The organism is Maribacter sp. UBA3344, from assembly GCF_002362375.1.
GTDB classification, from domain to species: Bacteria; Bacteroidota; Bacteroidia; order Flavobacteriales; family Flavobacteriaceae; genus Maribacter; species Maribacter dokdonensis.
The window spans coordinates 49,493-66,858 of the sequence record NZ_DERI01000002.1 but is presented as its reverse complement, the minus strand read 5'-3'; the positions used below and the strand labels follow the sequence as shown (position 1 = coordinate 66,858).

At 35.9% G+C, this 17,366-nt stretch carries 19 protein-coding genes; 13 read left to right on the top strand and 6 right to left on the bottom strand.

Going from position 1 to position 17,366, the window contains the following annotated elements; all coding sequences use genetic code 11:
* The first annotated feature begins 62 nt into the window (after positions 1-62).
* From B2Z27_RS01035 to B2Z27_RS01025, 3 genes are read left to right on the top strand one after another with little or no spacing between them, the layout of a single operon-like run.
* A complete protein-coding gene (locus tag B2Z27_RS01035) occupies positions 63-854 on the top strand; it encodes a YHYH protein (RefSeq protein WP_058102758.1) in 792 nt (263 codons plus the stop codon).
* Between the two features lie 2 nt (positions 855-856).
* Entirely contained in the window at positions 857-1,477 is a 621-nt protein-coding gene (locus B2Z27_RS01030; protein ID WP_286812220.1) for a toxin-antitoxin system YwqK family antitoxin, read from the top strand.
* Complete coding sequence (locus B2Z27_RS01025; protein WP_210707087.1) at positions 1,474-2,148, top strand: SCO family protein; 675 nt, start codon at positions 1,474-1,476, stop codon at positions 2,146-2,148. Before B2Z27_RS01030 ends, B2Z27_RS01025 begins: the two co-directional genes overlap by 4 nt.
* Before the next feature lie 80 nt (positions 2,149-2,228).
* Here B2Z27_RS01025 and B2Z27_RS01020 read toward each other — a convergent pair whose 3' ends face one another.
* From B2Z27_RS01020 to B2Z27_RS01005, 4 genes are all read right to left on the bottom strand, one after another.
* The gene (locus B2Z27_RS01020; RefSeq protein ID WP_286812219.1) at positions 2,229-2,906 is read right to left on the bottom strand and encodes a type 1 glutamine amidotransferase domain-containing protein; all 678 of its coding nucleotides are present in this window, start codon (positions 2,904-2,906) and stop codon (positions 2,229-2,231) included.
* A 43-nt stretch (positions 2,907-2,949) separates the two neighbouring features.
* Positions 2,950-3,948 carry an NADP-dependent oxidoreductase gene (locus B2Z27_RS01015; RefSeq protein WP_286812218.1) on the bottom strand — a complete coding sequence of 333 codons (999 nt, stop codon included), beginning with the start codon at positions 3,946-3,948 and terminating at the stop codon, positions 2,950-2,952.
* A 234-nt stretch (positions 3,949-4,182) separates the two neighbouring features.
* Positions 4,183-5,577 carry an NAD-dependent succinate-semialdehyde dehydrogenase gene (locus B2Z27_RS01010; protein WP_286812217.1) on the bottom strand — a complete coding sequence of 465 codons (1,395 nt, stop codon included), beginning with the start codon at positions 5,575-5,577 and terminating at the stop codon, positions 4,183-4,185.
* Between the two features lie 109 nt (positions 5,578-5,686).
* Complete coding sequence (locus B2Z27_RS01005; protein WP_058102766.1) at positions 5,687-6,427, bottom strand: SDR family oxidoreductase; 741 nt, start codon at positions 6,425-6,427, stop codon at positions 5,687-5,689.
* 239 nt (positions 6,428-6,666) lie between these two features.
* Here B2Z27_RS01005 and B2Z27_RS01000 point away from each other — a divergent pair, with 239 nt between their 5' ends.
* Complete coding sequence (locus B2Z27_RS01000; RefSeq protein ID WP_236973409.1) at positions 6,667-7,422, top strand: aspartate/glutamate racemase family protein; 756 nt, start codon at positions 6,667-6,669, stop codon at positions 7,420-7,422.
* On the opposite strand, the gene B2Z27_RS00995 is transcribed toward B2Z27_RS01000, so the two are convergent.
* A complete protein-coding gene (locus B2Z27_RS00995; RefSeq protein ID WP_286812216.1) occupies positions 7,419-8,315 on the bottom strand; it encodes an AraC family transcriptional regulator in 897 nt (298 codons plus the stop codon). The two genes, B2Z27_RS01000 and B2Z27_RS00995, sit on opposite strands and share 4 nt — an antisense overlap.
* Before the next feature lie 186 nt (positions 8,316-8,501).
* Here B2Z27_RS00995 and B2Z27_RS00990 point away from each other — a divergent pair, with 186 nt between their 5' ends.
* The 6 genes from B2Z27_RS00990 to B2Z27_RS00965 all read left to right on the top strand — a co-directional run bounded on the left by B2Z27_RS00990 (position 8,502) and on the right by B2Z27_RS00965 (position 13,658).
* Positions 8,502-8,801, top strand: coding sequence for a putative quinol monooxygenase (locus B2Z27_RS00990; protein WP_058102768.1), 300 nt, complete (start codon positions 8,502-8,504; stop codon positions 8,799-8,801).
* Between the two features lie 207 nt (positions 8,802-9,008).
* Entirely contained in the window at positions 9,009-9,683 is a 675-nt protein-coding gene (locus B2Z27_RS00985; protein ID WP_099192878.1) for an NAD(P)H-dependent oxidoreductase, read from the top strand.
* A 27-nt stretch (positions 9,684-9,710) separates the two neighbouring features.
* On the top strand, positions 9,711-10,724 hold the full coding sequence (locus B2Z27_RS00980) for a zinc-binding alcohol dehydrogenase family protein (protein WP_286812215.1): 1,014 nt from the start codon (positions 9,711-9,713) through the stop codon (positions 10,722-10,724).
* 22 nt (positions 10,725-10,746) lie between these two features.
* Positions 10,747-11,586: a DUF4437 domain-containing protein gene (locus tag B2Z27_RS00975; RefSeq protein ID WP_286812214.1), complete on the top strand. Its 840-nt coding sequence runs from the start codon at positions 10,747-10,749 to the stop codon at positions 11,584-11,586.
* A gap of 56 nt (positions 11,587-11,642) precedes the next feature.
* Positions 11,643-13,286 carry an FAD-dependent oxidoreductase gene (locus B2Z27_RS00970; RefSeq protein WP_286812213.1) on the top strand — a complete coding sequence of 548 codons (1,644 nt, stop codon included), beginning with the start codon at positions 11,643-11,645 and terminating at the stop codon, positions 13,284-13,286.
* A gap of 120 nt (positions 13,287-13,406) precedes the next feature.
* The gene (locus B2Z27_RS00965; RefSeq protein WP_286812212.1) at positions 13,407-13,658 is read left to right on the top strand and encodes a helix-turn-helix domain-containing protein; all 252 of its coding nucleotides are present in this window, start codon (positions 13,407-13,409) and stop codon (positions 13,656-13,658) included.
* Positions 13,659-13,676: 18 nt separating this feature from the next.
* Here the strand turns inward: B2Z27_RS00965 and B2Z27_RS00960 are convergent, their stop codons facing one another.
* Entirely contained in the window at positions 13,677-13,916 is a 240-nt protein-coding gene (locus B2Z27_RS00960) for a hypothetical protein (protein ID WP_286812211.1), read from the bottom strand.
* 164 nt (positions 13,917-14,080) lie between these two features.
* Between B2Z27_RS00960 and B2Z27_RS00955 the strand changes: the two genes are divergently transcribed.
* The 3 genes from B2Z27_RS00955 (at position 14,081) to B2Z27_RS00945 (ending at position 17,213) form a co-directional block, all read left to right on the top strand.
* Positions 14,081-15,043 (top strand): 2OG-Fe(II) oxygenase, encoded by a 963-nt coding sequence (locus B2Z27_RS00955; protein ID WP_286812210.1) that lies wholly within the window; start codon positions 14,081-14,083, stop codon positions 15,041-15,043.
* A 93-nt stretch (positions 15,044-15,136) separates the two neighbouring features.
* Positions 15,137-15,916, top strand: a complete 780-nt coding sequence (locus tag B2Z27_RS00950; protein ID WP_286812209.1) for an SDR family NAD(P)-dependent oxidoreductase — start codon at positions 15,137-15,139, stop codon at positions 15,914-15,916.
* A gap of 181 nt (positions 15,917-16,097) precedes the next feature.
* The gene (locus B2Z27_RS00945; protein ID WP_286812208.1) at positions 16,098-17,213 is read left to right on the top strand and encodes an esterase-like activity of phytase family protein; all 1,116 of its coding nucleotides are present in this window, start codon (positions 16,098-16,100) and stop codon (positions 17,211-17,213) included.
* Positions 17,214-17,366 lie beyond the last annotated feature (153 nt).

Genomic DNA, 17,366 nt, shown 5'->3' with positions numbered 1-17,366 from the left:
TAGTAATCAAGACATTAGTTTTATACAGCTTTATTAACATTAATCAATTTAAAAAGTCAATTATGAGAAAAAATAACATCAAAAGAATACCCTCTATTTCTTTTGCTCTTGCATTAGCATTTATAACCTTTGTTGCCTGTAGTAGCGACAGTGTAGATGATGGAGTGATAGATGATAGTACAACAGATGATAGTGATATAGATGATGATGAAGTGGTTACTGAGCTTCATGCTGCCTATAGTGCGTTTAATTCAGATGCCGTGACTGTGTATTTAGATGGTTCTGAAGTTGTTATAGAGACTACCGGACTTCCAAATCATGAAACGGTTTATTGGGGAGAGGGTAATTCCCTATATAAAGAAGAGCCAGATGTTGCCCTTACTCCAAGTATCATGTCCAGTAATAACAACGCTTATACCATACGTGTAGATGCTACTCCTGATTTAACGGGTAGTACTGTACAAACAGAATTAGGAACTGTTGGTATTGCGGTAAGCGGCTCTTCAATATTCAATGATCAAGAAGGTGGGGGTGCCTTAGATCAAGCCGCTGCTAGTTTAGATTGGACAGGTGCCCATATTGGTCCTGGAGTATATCATTATCACCTAGAGCCAAAGGCTTTTACCAATGACGATGATAACCTAGTAGGTATATTATTGGACGGCGTATTTCTTTACGGACGCAAATGCAGTGCAACGGGAGATTACCCAACGGATTTAGATGCTTCTGGTGGACATACTTCTACCACACAGTATACTGATGGTGAAGAAGAATACCATTATCACATTATCAATGAAGTGTATTCTACTACTGGATCCTATTTAGCATTTGCCGGTCCATATCAAGGCTACTAAAAATGAATAGTAAAAACTTCCATATCCTTTGCCTTGCACTGATGTTGCAGACCGGTTGTAAACAAAGTTCCGGTTCAAAGCCTCAGGTAGCAACCCCTGTTGAAATCAGTCAAGTAACTAAATTCAAGGAAGAGTTGAACCTTAATCAATTAGAAGGTACCTGGTATTACAAAAACTCACCTTATGATGGCTATGCATTAACCTTACATGAGAACGGCACATTGGCAGAAAAGGTGGGTTTTGTTAAAGGAAAAAGGGAAGGAGTCGCTAGAAGATGGTCTGTCAATGAAGTTCTTAGGGTTGAGTTTCATTATAAAAAGAACCGACTTGAAGGTTCTTACAAAACCTGGTGGGAAAACGGTCAGTTAGCTCAAGAAGCTAATTACGTAAATGGTAAAATGGATGGTGTGGAGAGAAAATGGTATCCTGATGGGCAATTGGCAAAAGAAAGACAATTGGTAAACGGTAGGGAAGAAGGACTACAAAAAGCATGGTTACAAAACGGAACCTTATATGTAAACTATGAAGCCAAAAACGGACGCATATTTGGTCTAAGAAGAGCAAATTCTTGCTATCAATTAGAAGATGAAGTTGTAGTTAGATCAGAAAATGAACCTTTATGAAAAAGACTTTATTTCACGTAGCAGCTATACTTGTTTTGATTTCCTGCAAACAAACAGTAAAAAAAGAGCATATTCAGATAACTGAAACTAGCCGGGTAGCGTATTTGCCATATTATAATGACGAATCTTTTACACCACATTGGTTGACACCAAACTCTGAAGAGGAGAAACAATTTCATAAAATACCCGACTTTAAACTGATTGATCAATTAGGCGATACATTGACACAGAAGTCATTTGAAAATCAAGTATATATTACCGACTTCTTTTTTACTACATGCCCCGGCATTTGTTTGAAGATGACGAACAATATGACCAAAGTACAAGAGGCTTTTCTAGATAATCCTGAAGTTGCCATCCTTTCCCATTCCGTAACACCATCCATAGATTCTGTAGCTGTGCTTAAAACGTATGCGGATAAAAACGGGGTTATAGATTCAAAATGGCACTTGGTTACTGGTGACAAAACTGAAATTTACAACTTAGGTAGAAACGAATATTTTGTGGAGAATGATTTAGGTATACCAAAGGACATTAATGACTTTTTACATACAGAAAACTTCTTGCTCATAGATAAAAATAAACACATACGGGGTATCTATAACGGACTTAACCGTGCTTCAATAGCACAATTGATTACTGATGTAAATGCCTTGCTAGAAGAAAGTTGATTGCAATTGTTTGATTATTTATTGACAAAAAGCCCGTAAACATTAGCTTACGGGCTTTTTAATATCAACTAATTTATTAACTATTTCAAAGCAGCCAATAACTTCTCTGCAACCAATTCTGATGAAGCAGGGTTCTGGCCCGTAATTAAATTACCGTCTTGTACTGCATATGCTGCCCAATCCTCTTTCTTAGAGTAGATTCCGCCGTTTTCTTGTAGCATATCCTCTACCAAAAATGGTACAATCTCAGTTAGCTGTACAGCTTCTTCTTCACTATTCGTAAATCCTGTTACTTTTTTTCCTTTTACTAAAGGATTACCATCTGTACCGGAAACTCTTTTTAGAGCAGCGGGTGCATGACATACAAATGCAATTGGCTTTTCTTGCTCATTGAATGTTTCAATCAATTTTACAGAAGTAAGGTCGTTTGCCAAATCCCATAACGGTCCGTGACCACCTGGGTAGAAAACGGCATCAAAATCATTGGCATTTACATCTGCCAATACTTTTGTGTTGGCAATTATCTCTTTCGCTTCTTTATCCTCTTTAAAGCGTTTGGTATCTTTTGTTTGTGCATCTTCAGTATCACTACTAGGGTCAATTGGTGCTTGACCTCCTTTTGGTGTTGCTACCGTAATTTCTGCTCCTTTATCTAAAAGAGCATAATATGGAGCTGCAAACTCTTCAACCCAAAATCCTGTTTTCTTTCCCGTGTCTCCCAATTGATCGTGAGACGTTAGTACAAATAATATTTTCATTTTATCTTCTTTTTAGTTACGCAATTATTTTGAAGTCTTATTATTAGACTTTTACTATCATTTTACCTTTGTTCTTACCATCCATCATATCCAAGAATGCTTGTGGTGTATTATCAAAACCTTCAACTATTGTTTCTTTATAGGTCAGTTTTTCTTCGCTCAACCATGTAGACAATTGTTTCATTGCCTGTGGAAATTTGTCGGCATAATTAGACACAATGAACCCTTGCATTAATGCACTGTTTTTTACCAAAAAGGGTTGTACGGCTACCGCCATGGGCAATTCTGTTTTATTGTAGACCGATATAGCCCCACAGATAATAATACGGGCAAACTGATTTATATTGAATAATACCGCATCAGATATTGGTCCGCCAACATTATCAAAGTAGACATCCACTCCGTTTGGCGCTGCTTCTTTAATAGCAGCTTTCATATCTTTGGTTGTTTTGTAATTGATACCGTGGTCAAAACCGAATTCTGATTTCAGCATATCAATTTTTTCGTCTGTACCAGCTATACCGATTACATTTAAACCAAGAATTTTACCGATCTGTCCTACAACACTACCCACAGCACCCGCAGCACCAGAAACTACCAAGGTTTCACCTTTTTTAGGCTTCCCAATTTCATGAAGTCCTAAATAAGCGGTCAATCCGGTCATACCTACAATGCCTAAAAAGGCACTTAATGGTGCTTTGCTTTTATCTATTTTCTGCAAGCCTTCGCCTGTAGAAATTTGCTTTTCTTTCCATTGTAAAAGACCTGAAACAAAATCTCCTTTTTGGAAATTACCATTTTTAGATTCCAACACTTCTGCTACAATACCGGAACTTATAGGTTCTCCCACTTTAAATGGAGGAACGTATGATTTTGCATCGCTCATTCTACCACGTAAGTAAGGATCAACGGATATATATTTCGCCTCTAATAAAAGCTCACCGTCAGAGACCTTTAGTTCATTGTCCAATTCTTTAAATTCAAAATCGGAAAGGGTAGGGGTTCCTACCGGACGTTGTTTTAAATTAATTGACTTATTCATAAGTTATCTTTTAAATTATATAATAATTCTACAACTGGAACGCTGGTCTATACCGTTTTAAAAAGTGCATTTACCCACTTAGAATTCCAGTGTATTTTTCGCTATTTCTAACTACAGTTCAAAGGTATTCAAAAAAAAGAATGAACATTCATTTATTAACAAAGCTTTAAAAGATTGAACTGTAAAGTAGGTTTAAAAAAAGCACCATTTAGGTGCTTTTTTTAAACCTACTTATTATTCCATGATCATTATAGATTTTACATTTACGAATTCCTTCATTCCAAATCCGCCATGTTCTCTACCATACCCTGAATCTTTCACTCCACCAAATGGTATACTTGGTTCTGCCAGACCAAATGAGTTTATAAATACCATACCGGTGTCAAAATGTTTTTCAGCAAGTTCTGTCGCCTTCTTAATATCTTTTGAAAATATACCACCACCTAAGCCAAATCTACTGTCATTGGCTATACGCATGGCATCTTCATTATCCTTCGCTTTTATTAATGAAGCCACAGGCCCGAACAACTCATCATCATACGCTGGTTGCCCAGGCGTAACGTTGGCAAGTACCGTTGCAGGGTAGAAGTAACCCTCACCGTCTGGTATTTTTCCTCCACATAATACATTGGCTCCTTTCTCTACACTTTTTTGTACTTGTTCGTGAATTTTCTCTCTAAGATCTTCACGAGCCATTGGTCCCAACTCGGTATCCTCATTCTTTGGGTCTCCTACTTTTAAGGCATCCATGGCTTTTACGAATTTTTCCTTGAATTCATCATATACCTTCTCGGTAGCTATGAATCGTTTGGCAGCAATACAGGTTTCCCCATTGTTATAAATACGTCCCATAACACTCTTTTCTACGGCTAAATCTATATCCGCATCATCCAGTACCAAATAAGCATCATTACTACCTAATTCCAATACCGTTTTCTTTAGTTGTGCACCTGCTTTTTCTCCAATTTTCTCACCTGCCACTGGGCTTCCGGTAAGGGTGACACCTCTAACCAAATCATGTTCTATTATGGCATTCGATTGATCATGTTCAATTATAAGAACATTGAACAAGTCTGCCGGCAAACCTGCCGTATCAAAAATGGTCTTTAATAATTTGGCGGTACCGGTTACGTTAGATGCATGTTTCAGTAAAATACTATTACCTGCCATTAGGTTTACAATCGTATATCGCAATACTTGATAACTAGGGTAATTCCAAGGCTGTATACCGTAAATAATTCCCATAGGAGAATAGGTGATAATTCCTTTTCCTCCATTTGATAGCTCACGTTCTTCATTCTTTAAAAACTCTGGCGCGTGTTCCGCAGAATATTCACATATTGCAGTACACAAATCGACCTCTTGATTACTTTGCTTAAGTAATTTTCCCATTTCATCGGTCATTAACTCCGCAAGTTCTTTCTTATAATTTTGAAGCTCCTTACCAATTGCTTTTATGATTTCACCACGTTCTTCAACGCTTTTCATCTTCCATTTTAGAAAAGCCTTATGAGATTGTTGAATGCTTTCTTCAACTTGGTCATCGGTCATGTATGCATGAGATGCTATTTCTTTTCCCGTTGTGGGGTTAATTGTTTTAAATGTATCTTGTTTTGTTGTCGTAGACATAATGTTATTTTTAAGTTACTCGATAATCGAGGTTTTAATACTTCATAGATTAAGCCGAAATATTAATTTGTTTTCAATTCATAGCTTTGGGGCTTACCCCGGAGATTGTTTACTGTTGCTCGCTTGGCACCAAATAAACATCGTTGATATTTACTCTAGCTGGCTGAGTTAACACGTAATAAATGGAATTTGCAATATCCTCCGCCTCAAGTGTTTCCATTTTTTGCATTTCCTTCATCTTATCCTTAATATCCTCATCGGTAATCGTGCTGGTCAAATTTGTAGCCACCGCACCAGGTTCTATAGAGGTAATGTTGATACCATATTTTGGTGCCAATTCTTGGCGTAAACCTTCCGAAAACATTTTCACTGCAGATTTCGTTGCACAATACACCGCTCCACCAGGAAAATACCTGTTGGCGGCCATAGATGATATATTTATGATATTACCGCCTTTATTTTCTTTCAATGCAGGTAGCACTGCAGCAACACCATTTAATACACCTTTAATGTTGACATCCACCATTTTATTCCATTCGTCTGTCTTCAATTTTTCAACAAACGATAACGGCATTAAACCTGCATTGTTGACCAATCCTGTAATTTTACCGTATTCTCTCTTTGTTTTGGAAACGACCTTTTCAAAATCTTCTTTTTTAGTTACATCTCCTGTAACCACAAGAGCTTCTCCACCTTTTTTGGTGATGTCTGATTTTAAATCGTTCAATTCATCTTCACTACGTGCCATTAAAACTACTTTAGCTCCATTATCCGCTAATTTCATTGCTGTAGCTCTACCAATACCACTAGATGCTCCTGTTATAATAATTACTTTATCTTCTATTTTCATTGCGTTTTAATTTGATTTAAGCACAAGATAGGAGCAGTTTTTGAGTTCTATTGACCAGATGAACTCAACTATTGACGTATATAGTTTTACGATACTTCTTTATTGATTTAAGTCAAAAAAGACTACAATTTAGGGTGTTAAGAAGGATACTGAAGAAATTATAGATTTATTAAGACCATTACTTATTTAAATGCCATTAATTTGATGCCTTATTTCTTTTTCTAATAAAAGGTGGAGTTATGATGACAAATAAAATGATAGGCATAGTGGGTGGCGTTGGTAGTTATGCGGGCATAGATTTAATTAAAAAAGTCTACGACCTTACGGAAGCTACATCTGATCAAGAACATTTACCGGTATCTATGCTATCTGTACCTCATAAAATTATTGATCGTACCAAATTTTTATTGGGTGAGACCGATGTGAACCCTGGCATTGCCATTTCTGAAATCATAGCTTCGTTGATTGCTAGTGGAGCCGGTATTATTGGTATTCCCTGCAACACCGCGCATGCCAAGCCTATTTTAAGTTTCATTGAAAAGAGCATTCCTGAATCCTGTATTTTGGTAAACTTAATTGAGGAAGTTGGTAAATATATATCGGAAAAACATCCAGAAATTACTAGGGTAGGTGTATTGGGAACTACTGGAACAATTTTGGCGAAAGTATATCCTGAAGTGCTGTCAAAATACGGTATTGAGGTAATACAACCTTCTGAAGATATTCAAGATTTATTTGTGCACCCATCAATTTACGATACTAGTTATGGTATAAAGGCTTTCTCTAATCCTGTTCATCAAAAGGCAAAAGAAAATTTGAGTATGGCAGCCACATATTTATCTAGAAAAGGTGCCCAAGCGGTAATATTAGGTTGTACCGAAATTCCATTAGCCATTCAATATGAAAAAATAGAAAACAGTTTAATTATTGATGCCACTACGGTATTGGCAAGTGCCCTTATCAGAGAATCTAAAAAAATGGAACAATTAGTTTAAGTATGCATAGCAGGCATACAAGTTGCTCTTTTCAATAACATATATTCGCCTTTAATTTTAAAATCCCGAATAGATGAGCCTGTATAACGTTTAAAGGTTTTTGAAAGATGACTTACATCTGTAAAACCTAAATCATCTGCTATTTGGGTAAGGGTAAAGTCTGAATTTAAGAGGCGAATTTCAACCAATTTCAGTTTTGCCTTTATTATATATTCACGTAAAGACATACTTACTTGTTTTTTAAAATATTCACTTACATAGGTGGGCGACATGTTAAATACCTTGGCTAAATTTTCGACCTTTAATAATTCTGTCTTATCGACATGGGTATTAATATAGGTGAGCATTTTAGTGATGCGATCATCAACTTGGTTCTTTGGTAATTCAAAATAATTGCTCTTTTTAATATTGCGAATCAAAATTTCTAAAATACTCGTCATTAAACTAGTGACCAAGTTTATAGATTCTTCTCCATAGTTTCTAGACTCTTGAAGAATCATACCTATTAAATTTTCTAGATAGTTGCGATCCATTTCGTTCTTAATGATATCGCCTGGCAATTGATTGTAGTTAGATAGTATGTACGACGCTTCTTTAAACCATTCATTTCTATCAATGGTTATCCTATTCGCATTTTTAAAAAACGAATCGGTGAACTTTAAAAAAATAAAACGTGTAGGTTTTTCTATGGTAAAAGAATGGCACTTTAAAGGTGGTAACAAAAACATACTATTTTTACTATAGCTATAGTCATTATAGTTTATGCACTGCGTACCTTCACCTTCTTTAATTAAAACCAGTTCAAAAAAATTGTTCTTCACCGGGCGTTGCTTCCAGCTAGTCAATTCAATTTCTTGTATTTCAAAAGGTTTATGTGCTTCTAATACCTGCATTTTACGAACATTTGGATGGAAAATTACAAAATAAGTATAAAATTGAATATAAAACATCAAAAATAACCTTTAAAAATACATGTTACATTTATCTCACTTACCTTTTATTTAAAAGCTGAAGTTTATTTTACTTAGTTTTAGTTTTTATTTTTCCTATTTTCAAATCAAATAATTAGAAACATTTTCATGAAGAAATCTTATTTAACCCTAGTAGTACATATTTTAGTAAAAGAAGCATATAGAGAAGAAATAAAAGCTGAATTACTAAAGCTTATTAGTCCTACAAGAGGCGAAGAAGGTTGTATTGCTTATGATTTACACCAAGATAATGACAACCCAAACCTATTCCTATTTCATGAAAAATGGGTAAATCAAGAATATTTAACCAAACATTCTCAAAGTGACCACATTGCGGCATATAGAATTATTTCTAAAGATAAATTAGAGAATGTTACTGCTTACAAAATGACGGAACTTACCAACTAGACTAGTAATAATAAAGGTTTTATATCTAAAACATATAATATAAACCAATATTTATATTGGCTTACAGCTTGTTTTGGCAATATTTTAATATTTGATTGCTCTAAAACCTGTTTTTGTACATACATCACCTTTTTTTATACTACAACATAGGCTCATTACCTATATATCTTTGTCTCAAAATTAAATAACAGACATAAAATATATATAATGAGCACACCTAACATTGCCAAAGAAGACATACTAAACGCTTTTAATTACAGACACGCTACTAAGGAATTTGATGCTACAAAGACCATTTCTGATGCTGACATGAAATTCATCTTAGAAACGGCACATTTATCGCCTAGTTCATTTGGTTTTGAGCCCTGGCATTTTGTGGTCGTACAAGACAAAGAGTTAAGAGAGCTTTTAAAACCGGTTGCTTGGGGCGCTCCTTTAAAATTAGATACTGCCAGTCACTTTGTTTTAGGTTTGGCTATGAAAGCACCAATGGTAAAGCATAACGCACCTTATATAGAACATATGATGAAAGAGGTAAAACAAATGCCTGCCGAAGTTATAGAAATGTACTCTAAATTTTATAGGGAATTTCAGGAGCGCGATTTTAACCTGGATACGGATAAAAAGCTATTTGATTGGTCTTCTAAGCAAACCTATATTGCATTAGGTAATATGATGACATCAGCAGCATTAACAGGCATAGATTCTTGCCCAATTGAAGGATTTCATCAGGAAAAAGCAGAGGCTTTATTACAGGAGAAATTTGGAATTGATACCGATAAATACGGACTAGCTTTTATGGCCGCCTTTGGATATAGAAAAGCGGACCCAGAGTTTCCTAAATCTAGAAGAAATTTTGAAGACATTGTAACTTGGAAATAAGGACAAGTTCATTTAAAAATCACATTTATGAAAGCAATAGGATACAAAAAAAATCTTCCGGCAACAGATATTAATTCGCTTCAGGATATAGAAATAGATATGCCTAAAGCAACAGGAAAAGATATTTTAGTTGAAGTAAAAGCTATTTCGGTAAACCCTGTAGATTATAAAATTAGAGCCAATAGACCAGCTCCAGATGGAAAATGGAGTGTTATTGGTTGGGATGCTACAGGTGTTGTTAAGGAAGTGGGAGAAGATGTATCTCTTTTTAAAGTAGGTGATGAAGTTTGGTATGCTGGTGATTTAAACCGACAAGGTAGTAATGCCCAATATCAGTTGGTTGATGAACGTATTGTAGGTAAAAAACCTGCAAGTTTATCATTTGCAGAAGCCGTCGCCTTACCATTAACCACGCTAACGGCTTACGAAATGCTGTTTCATAGATTAGAGGTTTCTAAAGATGATGCCAACAAATCTATTTTGGTTATTGGTGCTGCTGGTGGCGTGGGTTCTATTTTGGTGCAACTGGCTAAAAAGCTTACAAAATTGAATATTATTGGTACCGCTTCTAGAGAAGAAACTACTTCTTGGTTAAAAGAATTGGGTGTAGATACGGTAATTAATCACAGAAATAAGCTTAGTGATGAATTTGAAAAATACCACTTGCCAGCACCTGAATACGTAGTGAGTTTAAATGCTACGGAACATCACGTAGGTGAAATTGCTAAACTGATTAAACCACAAGGGAAATTCGGATTTATAGATGACCCAAAATCATTAAACGTAATGCCTTTTAAAGGCAAAGCGGTATCTACACACATTGAGCTAATGTTTACGCGCTCTATGTTTCAGACCGATGATATGATAGAGCAACATAATATCTTAAACGAAGTTTCTGAGCTTATAGACAACGGAACAGTAAGAACCACATTGGGAGAAAACTTTGGAGCAATAAATGCTGAAAATCTTAGAAAAGCTCATGCTTTCTTAGAGACAGGAAAAGCAAAAGGTAAAATTGTTTTAGAAGGATTTCAAGATTAACTATTTAGATACTGAAAATAAAATGAAAAATATATTATCAATTTTAGCTGTAGCGGCTGTATTTGCAAGTAACAAGATAACTGCACAAACACCAACAACAGACGACATTAAGTCTGTAAATGAAGTGGTAACCGCAGATAATGTAGAATGGGGTTGGTTAAACCCATTGCGAGGCGATAAAAGTCCGGCTGCAGGAAAACTTTGGGGCAATAGAACTAAAAACGAACCAGCGGGATTTTTGGTGAAATTCAAAAAAGGATTTTCATCACCACCACATATTCACAATATAACTTATAGAGGTGTAGTAATTAAGGGATTGTTACATAATGATGATGAAAATGCAGAAAAACAATGGCTACCAGCAGGTTCTTATTGGCAACAACCAGCAGGAGAAGCGCATATTACTGCTGCTGACGGTGAAGATAATATGGCGTTTTTAGACATTCAAGAAGGTCCGTATTTAGTAAAACCAACATCTGAAGCTTTTGATAATGGCGAAAGACCTGTAAATGTTTATAAAACAAACTTGGTCTGGTTAAATGCTAACGACATCCAATGGGTTTCTGAAAAGAGCAATGTAGAAACTGCATTTTTATGGGGAAGCCACAAAGAAAATCAGCTACGTGCCGCGCTTTTAAAATTGCCAGCTGGTTTTAATGGAAAGATTAAAAACTTAAGTCCTAATTTTAGAGCAGTGGTCATTTCTGGTGAAGTAACACATCAGTTTTCTAAAAAAGATACTAAAAATGATTTACAACCCGGTTCTTATTTTGGAGCTGAAGAAAATGCGACTTCAATCATTTCTACCGCTAAAGAAACAATTCTTTACATAAGAAGTAATGGAGATTATGAGGTAAAATAGATTACAAACATTATCTTATGTTCAAGGTTATCACTATCTAAACAATCAAACCAATTATGATCGATCCAAAATTTCCTGAATTAACCAATGTTCAGGTAGAAAAACTTAAGAAGTACGGTGAAATAGAGTTCTATAAGGAGCCAACGGTCGTTTTGGATTTTGGAGACCGGCATTATGATTTTTTTGTGGTGCTTACTGGCGGAATCAGAATTATAGACCCTGATAAAAAAGATGAAAATATTGCCATTCATACCAGGCATCAATTCTCAGGTTCAAGTAGTATTCTTTCGCACAGAGCCGTTGGGGTTTGTGGTGAAACCTTGGCAAATACCCAGCTCATAAGAATAAGTCCTGAAAATCTAAAAAGTGCCATTGCCAAATTCAGTGATATTAGCGATGTACTTCTAAATGCATTTTTATTACGTGAAGATGCGCTGAAAAACAATGTTCAGGGTATTAAGCTCATTGGTTCTGAACACTCCAATGAAACCTACGCTATCCGTGATTTCATGGATAAGAATGATATTTGGTACAATTTTATTGATTCTGATAAGGAAGACGGATTGGTGCAGCTATTGGAAACTTTCAATTTAAAAGAATCTGACCTACCTGTTTTGATTAATAGTCAGAATGAGATTTCCGTTCGGCCATCCATAGATGAAATTGGTACGTGTACCGGTGTTCGGTTGCAATTGGATGATGATATTTATGATGTTCTAGTGGTAGGTGCAGGTCCCGCTGGCTTGGCTGCTAGTGTTTATGCCGCTTCAGAAGGCTTAAAAGTGTTGACCATAGATAGTAATTCCCCTGGCGGACAAGCCGGTAAAAGTTCTAAAATTGAGAACTATCTTGGGTTTCCTACCGGAATTTCAGGACGTGACCTTGCGAATAATGGCTATATACAGGCACAAAAATTTGGTTGTACCATATCCGTGCCGCATAGGGTAGAGGGCATAGTGCGCAAAAATGGTTATTACGAAGTTAATTCTAACAACACATCTATATTAAAGGCTAAAACGGTCATTGCCGCAACAGGTGCCGCGTATAGAAGACTGCCTTTAGAAGGTATTGAAAAATTTGAAGGTTCCGGAGTGTACTATAGCGCCACTTCAATGCATGCCAATATGTGTAAAAACAGCGAAATAGGTATTGTGGGCGGTGGCAACTCCGCAGGTCAGGCGGCATTGTTTTTAGCAAACCATGCGCATAAAGTATATGTAATCATAAGAAACGAGGATATTGGTGCAAAAATGAGCGACTATCTAGTGCAGCGAATTTTCGCATGTGATAATATTGAAGTTTTAACAGGTAGTAATGTCGTTAAGGTTGACGGCGATACGAATTTGGAAAAGGTAGAAATCAAGCAAAACGATACTTTAGTCCAAAACAACATTAATTACCTATTTACATTTGTTGGCGCAAAACCGTGTACGGAGTGGTTAGACAACATTATAGACACAGATGCTAAAGGCTTTGTACATACAGGGCTCACTATTTGCGACAATGCTTTAAATGGCGAATCAGTTTTTAAACATAGAAAGCCTTACACTTTTGAAACCAGTTTACCCGGACTTTTTGCTGTTGGCGATGTGCGTTCCGGGTCGGTTAAACGTGTAGCTTCGGCAGTAGGTGAAGGGTCTATTGTAGTTAGTGACATCCATAAATTTTTAGCGCTTGAAACCGAAGTAAAAACTATATAGTACTTTTAAGTCCTATGCCACGTACCATAATCGAAAATATTGTAATTCAGGAATACAAAGACCAAACTTTTTTTGAGTTTTGTAAGTATACTACTATCAGGTTTTTTGAGATTGTGTATTTTGAAAGAGGAGTTTCATATGGCGGACAATTACATCAGTGAATATTTTAAAAAACATACTGATGTATCACTAAAAAAGTACATTCTTAACTACAAATTAAAACAAGTAGAAACCCGATTAAAATATACGGATCTGCAGTTCTCAGAGATTGCAATGGAATTAGGCTATACAGATTCTAGTCACCTTAACAAAACCTTCCAAAGTTATAAGGGAATGACTATTGGTGCTTATAAGGCAAGTATTTCGGTCTAATTTATGGTATTTAAAGATTTAGATACCGTCAAAAATACCTGAGATAAATTCCCCAATCCCTTCAAGTAATCCATCAAATACATCTCCAAAGTCCAACCAAGAAGCATCTATATCCAAGTCTGGAATTTCAGTCCAATCAGATACAGATGTCAAGGACAGTCCACTTAGCATTTCTGTTTTCATTTCTGCATAATCACATACCTCACCAGTCTTCGCATGATATGCATCAAAATCGGAATGTGATGAATAAATGCTCATTCCCCAGCATGCAAAATCAACATAATCATACCACTTACTCTTTTGATGAGCTTCCTTTATTTCTTCTGGCTTATAAAATTTTTTCTTACCGTTATCTTTTATTAAAATTTCTCCAAGGTCGGTAATATACTCTCGCTTATTAGCTATACTTAAAACATATAATTATGAAAACAATAGAACATACCAATGCACTCGCAGAAGCTCGTGCGCTAGAAGTACCATCAAGAGAACTATCATTAAGACGCGATCCATCTGTTTCTCAATTTTGGAATGAAAACCGTAAATTGTTAGAAGCTGCTTGGGCAGAATGGGAAATAGAAAACAAAGACGATTTACTAGTTCCTGACGAAACTTTGCTTGACCCACGTTTACGTAAAGCTATTAAAGAGGCTTGGGAAAATCCTGAAAAAGAATCTGCTGTTGCCGATTTATGGGAAGAAGTTATACCTGGTGTTTATGTAGCGCAGTTTTTTGATGTAGATCGTTTAGCGGATTTTCGCAACTACTTAGAAGCTGTGGCAAACTCAAGAGTGCCAAAACGTGCGCCTTACAGTATACAGCTAAACCGATATGGAATGATGCTAGACCCTCGTTCTGAAGGGCATTTGGCTACACCTAATTTTCAGGCATTTTATAATGATATGATGGACCGTTTTATGCGTCCGATAGCGCGCTTGCTATTGGGAACTTACGGTTATGACAATCAGACTTTTGGATTTTCAATACAATACAATCCAGATAAGGACAAGGATTTACACGCACATACTGATGCTTCTGCAGCTACCTTGAATATCAACATTAATTTACCGGATGAAAAGTTTACAGGATCTGAGGTCGATTTTTATGATAAAGCTTCAGGAAAAACGGTACAAGCTATTTTTGAGCCAGGAAAAGCCATCATCCACAGAGGGAATGTGCCACACGCAACACACCCAATTACAAGCGGACAACGTAGTAATTTAGTAGTTTGGCTGTATGGTGACCGTATGCAAATACCACGTGGTAGTACTAGCAGTTACAGAAATAGTAGTAGTGACACCATTAAAGATGTTACCATGGAAAGCGTTACCGCTCGCCAACGTTGGAGTTTACCTGATGGTCCTAAAGATACTGTTGCACCATTTTAATTACAGCAAGCGTAGTTTATTACATTAGACAAAAATAAAATTATAAAACTGGCAATAGTTGTATTACCAGTTTTCATCAACATAAAAAATACAATGAAACATATATTAATAACAGGGAGTACCGACGGCATAGGAAAATTACTTGCCTTGCGTTTGGCTAAAGAAGGACACTTTGTAGCCATTCACGGTAGGAGTGATGCTAAATTAAGCGCTACTTTAAAAGAAATTAAACAGCAATCTAACAATGAATATGTTATTGGCTTTTTAGCGGATTTTTCAGACTTAAATGCAGTTAAAAATATGGCTGAAGAGGTTGCTGAAAAAATGCCGGTAATTGATGTTTTGGTCAACAATGCAGGCGTTTTAATGACAAATGATAGTAGTGGAACTACAGATATACGGTTTGTGGTAAATTACTTTGCACCATATGTATATACTAATGGCATATTAGCAAATTTAAAAGCATCGGACGCACCAAGAATTGTGAATTTAAGTTCTGCCGCGCAATCTACTATAAATATACAAGCATTAGAAGGTAAAACAGGCTTGGGCGCCAACGAAGCATACGCACAAAGCAAACTAGCATTAACAATGTGGAGTTTTTATTTAGCGGAACAAGAACCATCAATTACGGTAGTGGCAGTAAACCCGGGTTCATTATTAAATACCAAAATGGCTAAAGAAGCTTATGGGCAGCATTGGTCTCCTGCAGAAAAGGGAGTTGACATTCTGTACAATTTAAGTATGACAGATTTAGTAAAAACAGGTAAGTATTTTGATAATGATAAAGGTTCATATGCCACAGCACACGCAGATGCATACAACACTCAGAAAATTGAAAATTTACTTTCTATAACAAATACATTGGTTTAGGACTTTTTTGTTCTTTTAATTTGATACAACCTTTTTATTATGAATAATTTTGCAAGAATAAAACACCTCAGGATAAGCCCATGAGACATTCAACGGAAATAAACTTTTAAATTCGAGGCAAGCCTCGGGGTATTATACCCTTTGGCGGAGCCAACAAAATTTCGCTATTAAAACCGATAAAATGAGGATTGTAGTAAAATTGCTATTTGCATGCACAGCTTTAATAATAACATCTTGCGGTGGTAAAAAGGATAGCAAGAAAGCCGAAAACACTATAAACTTACGTTTTGTAGATGAGTATGTTCTGCCGGCAGAGTCAGCTCTTAACAGCACTAAAGTTGGTGGCTTATCCAGTATTGATTATGCAAATGGCAGTTATTATTTAATCAGTGATGATACTGAATCTCCAAGATTTTATCAGGCTGAGATTTCGTTTGACTTAAATGGTTTTGATTCCATCTTCATGAAATCGGTCACACTCCTTAAAGATAAAAATGGTCTAGGTTTTTCTAAAGGAAGTATTGATCCAGAATCTTTAAGATATGATAACGGCTCGTTCATTTGGACTAGTGAAGGTAATATCAATAATGGAGTAAACCCATTTGTACGTATTTCAGATTCAAACGGAAAATTCGTTAAAGAAATTGATATCAGAGACCGCTTTTTAATTCATCCTGACCCAAAGTTTGGCCCTCGTCATAATGGTGTTTTTGAAAGTATAACCTTAAGCCATCAACAAAAAGGATATTGGGCAGCAATGGAATTACCATTAAAACAAGATGGCGATGAACCAACGGTAGACGAGACTGATTCGCCAGTAAGGATTGCTTTTATCAATAAGAAAACCGATAGTTTTGAAAAAGAAATAGTGTACGAATTAGATAATGTAGCCAGGCAAGCTATAAATGGGCATTCTTTTGAATTGAACGGTGTTGTAGAAATTTTGGAATATGATACCAATAAGTTTTTAGTTTTGGAACGTTCTTACGCTATGGGGTACAAAGATGGTGGTAATACGGTTAAAATTTATGATGTAGATGCCAGTAATGCAACAGACGTAAGCAATTTTAAAAGTTTAAAAGACAGAAACTACTCAAAGGCAACCAAAAAGCTTTTGTATAATTTTGATACTATTAGAAATGAGTTAACAAACGGGGTTGTAGACAATATTGAAGGTATTACGTTTGGACCAAATTTTGAAAATGGCAATAGGTCTTTAATTGTGGTTGCCGATAACAACTTCAATCTTTACGGCAGTCAACTCAATCAGTTTATTTTGTTTGAATTTGGCAAGTAATTTAAAACCTGTACCCTTGAAAGTATTCCAGTTTAAAAATGAGATTAATTTTAAAATGGTCTCAGCTTTTCTTATTTTTCAATAATTCCCAAAAGTTTCAAAATTATTTAGGAATTTAAAATGGAATTGAAGTTCTTGCACGATTAATTTTTG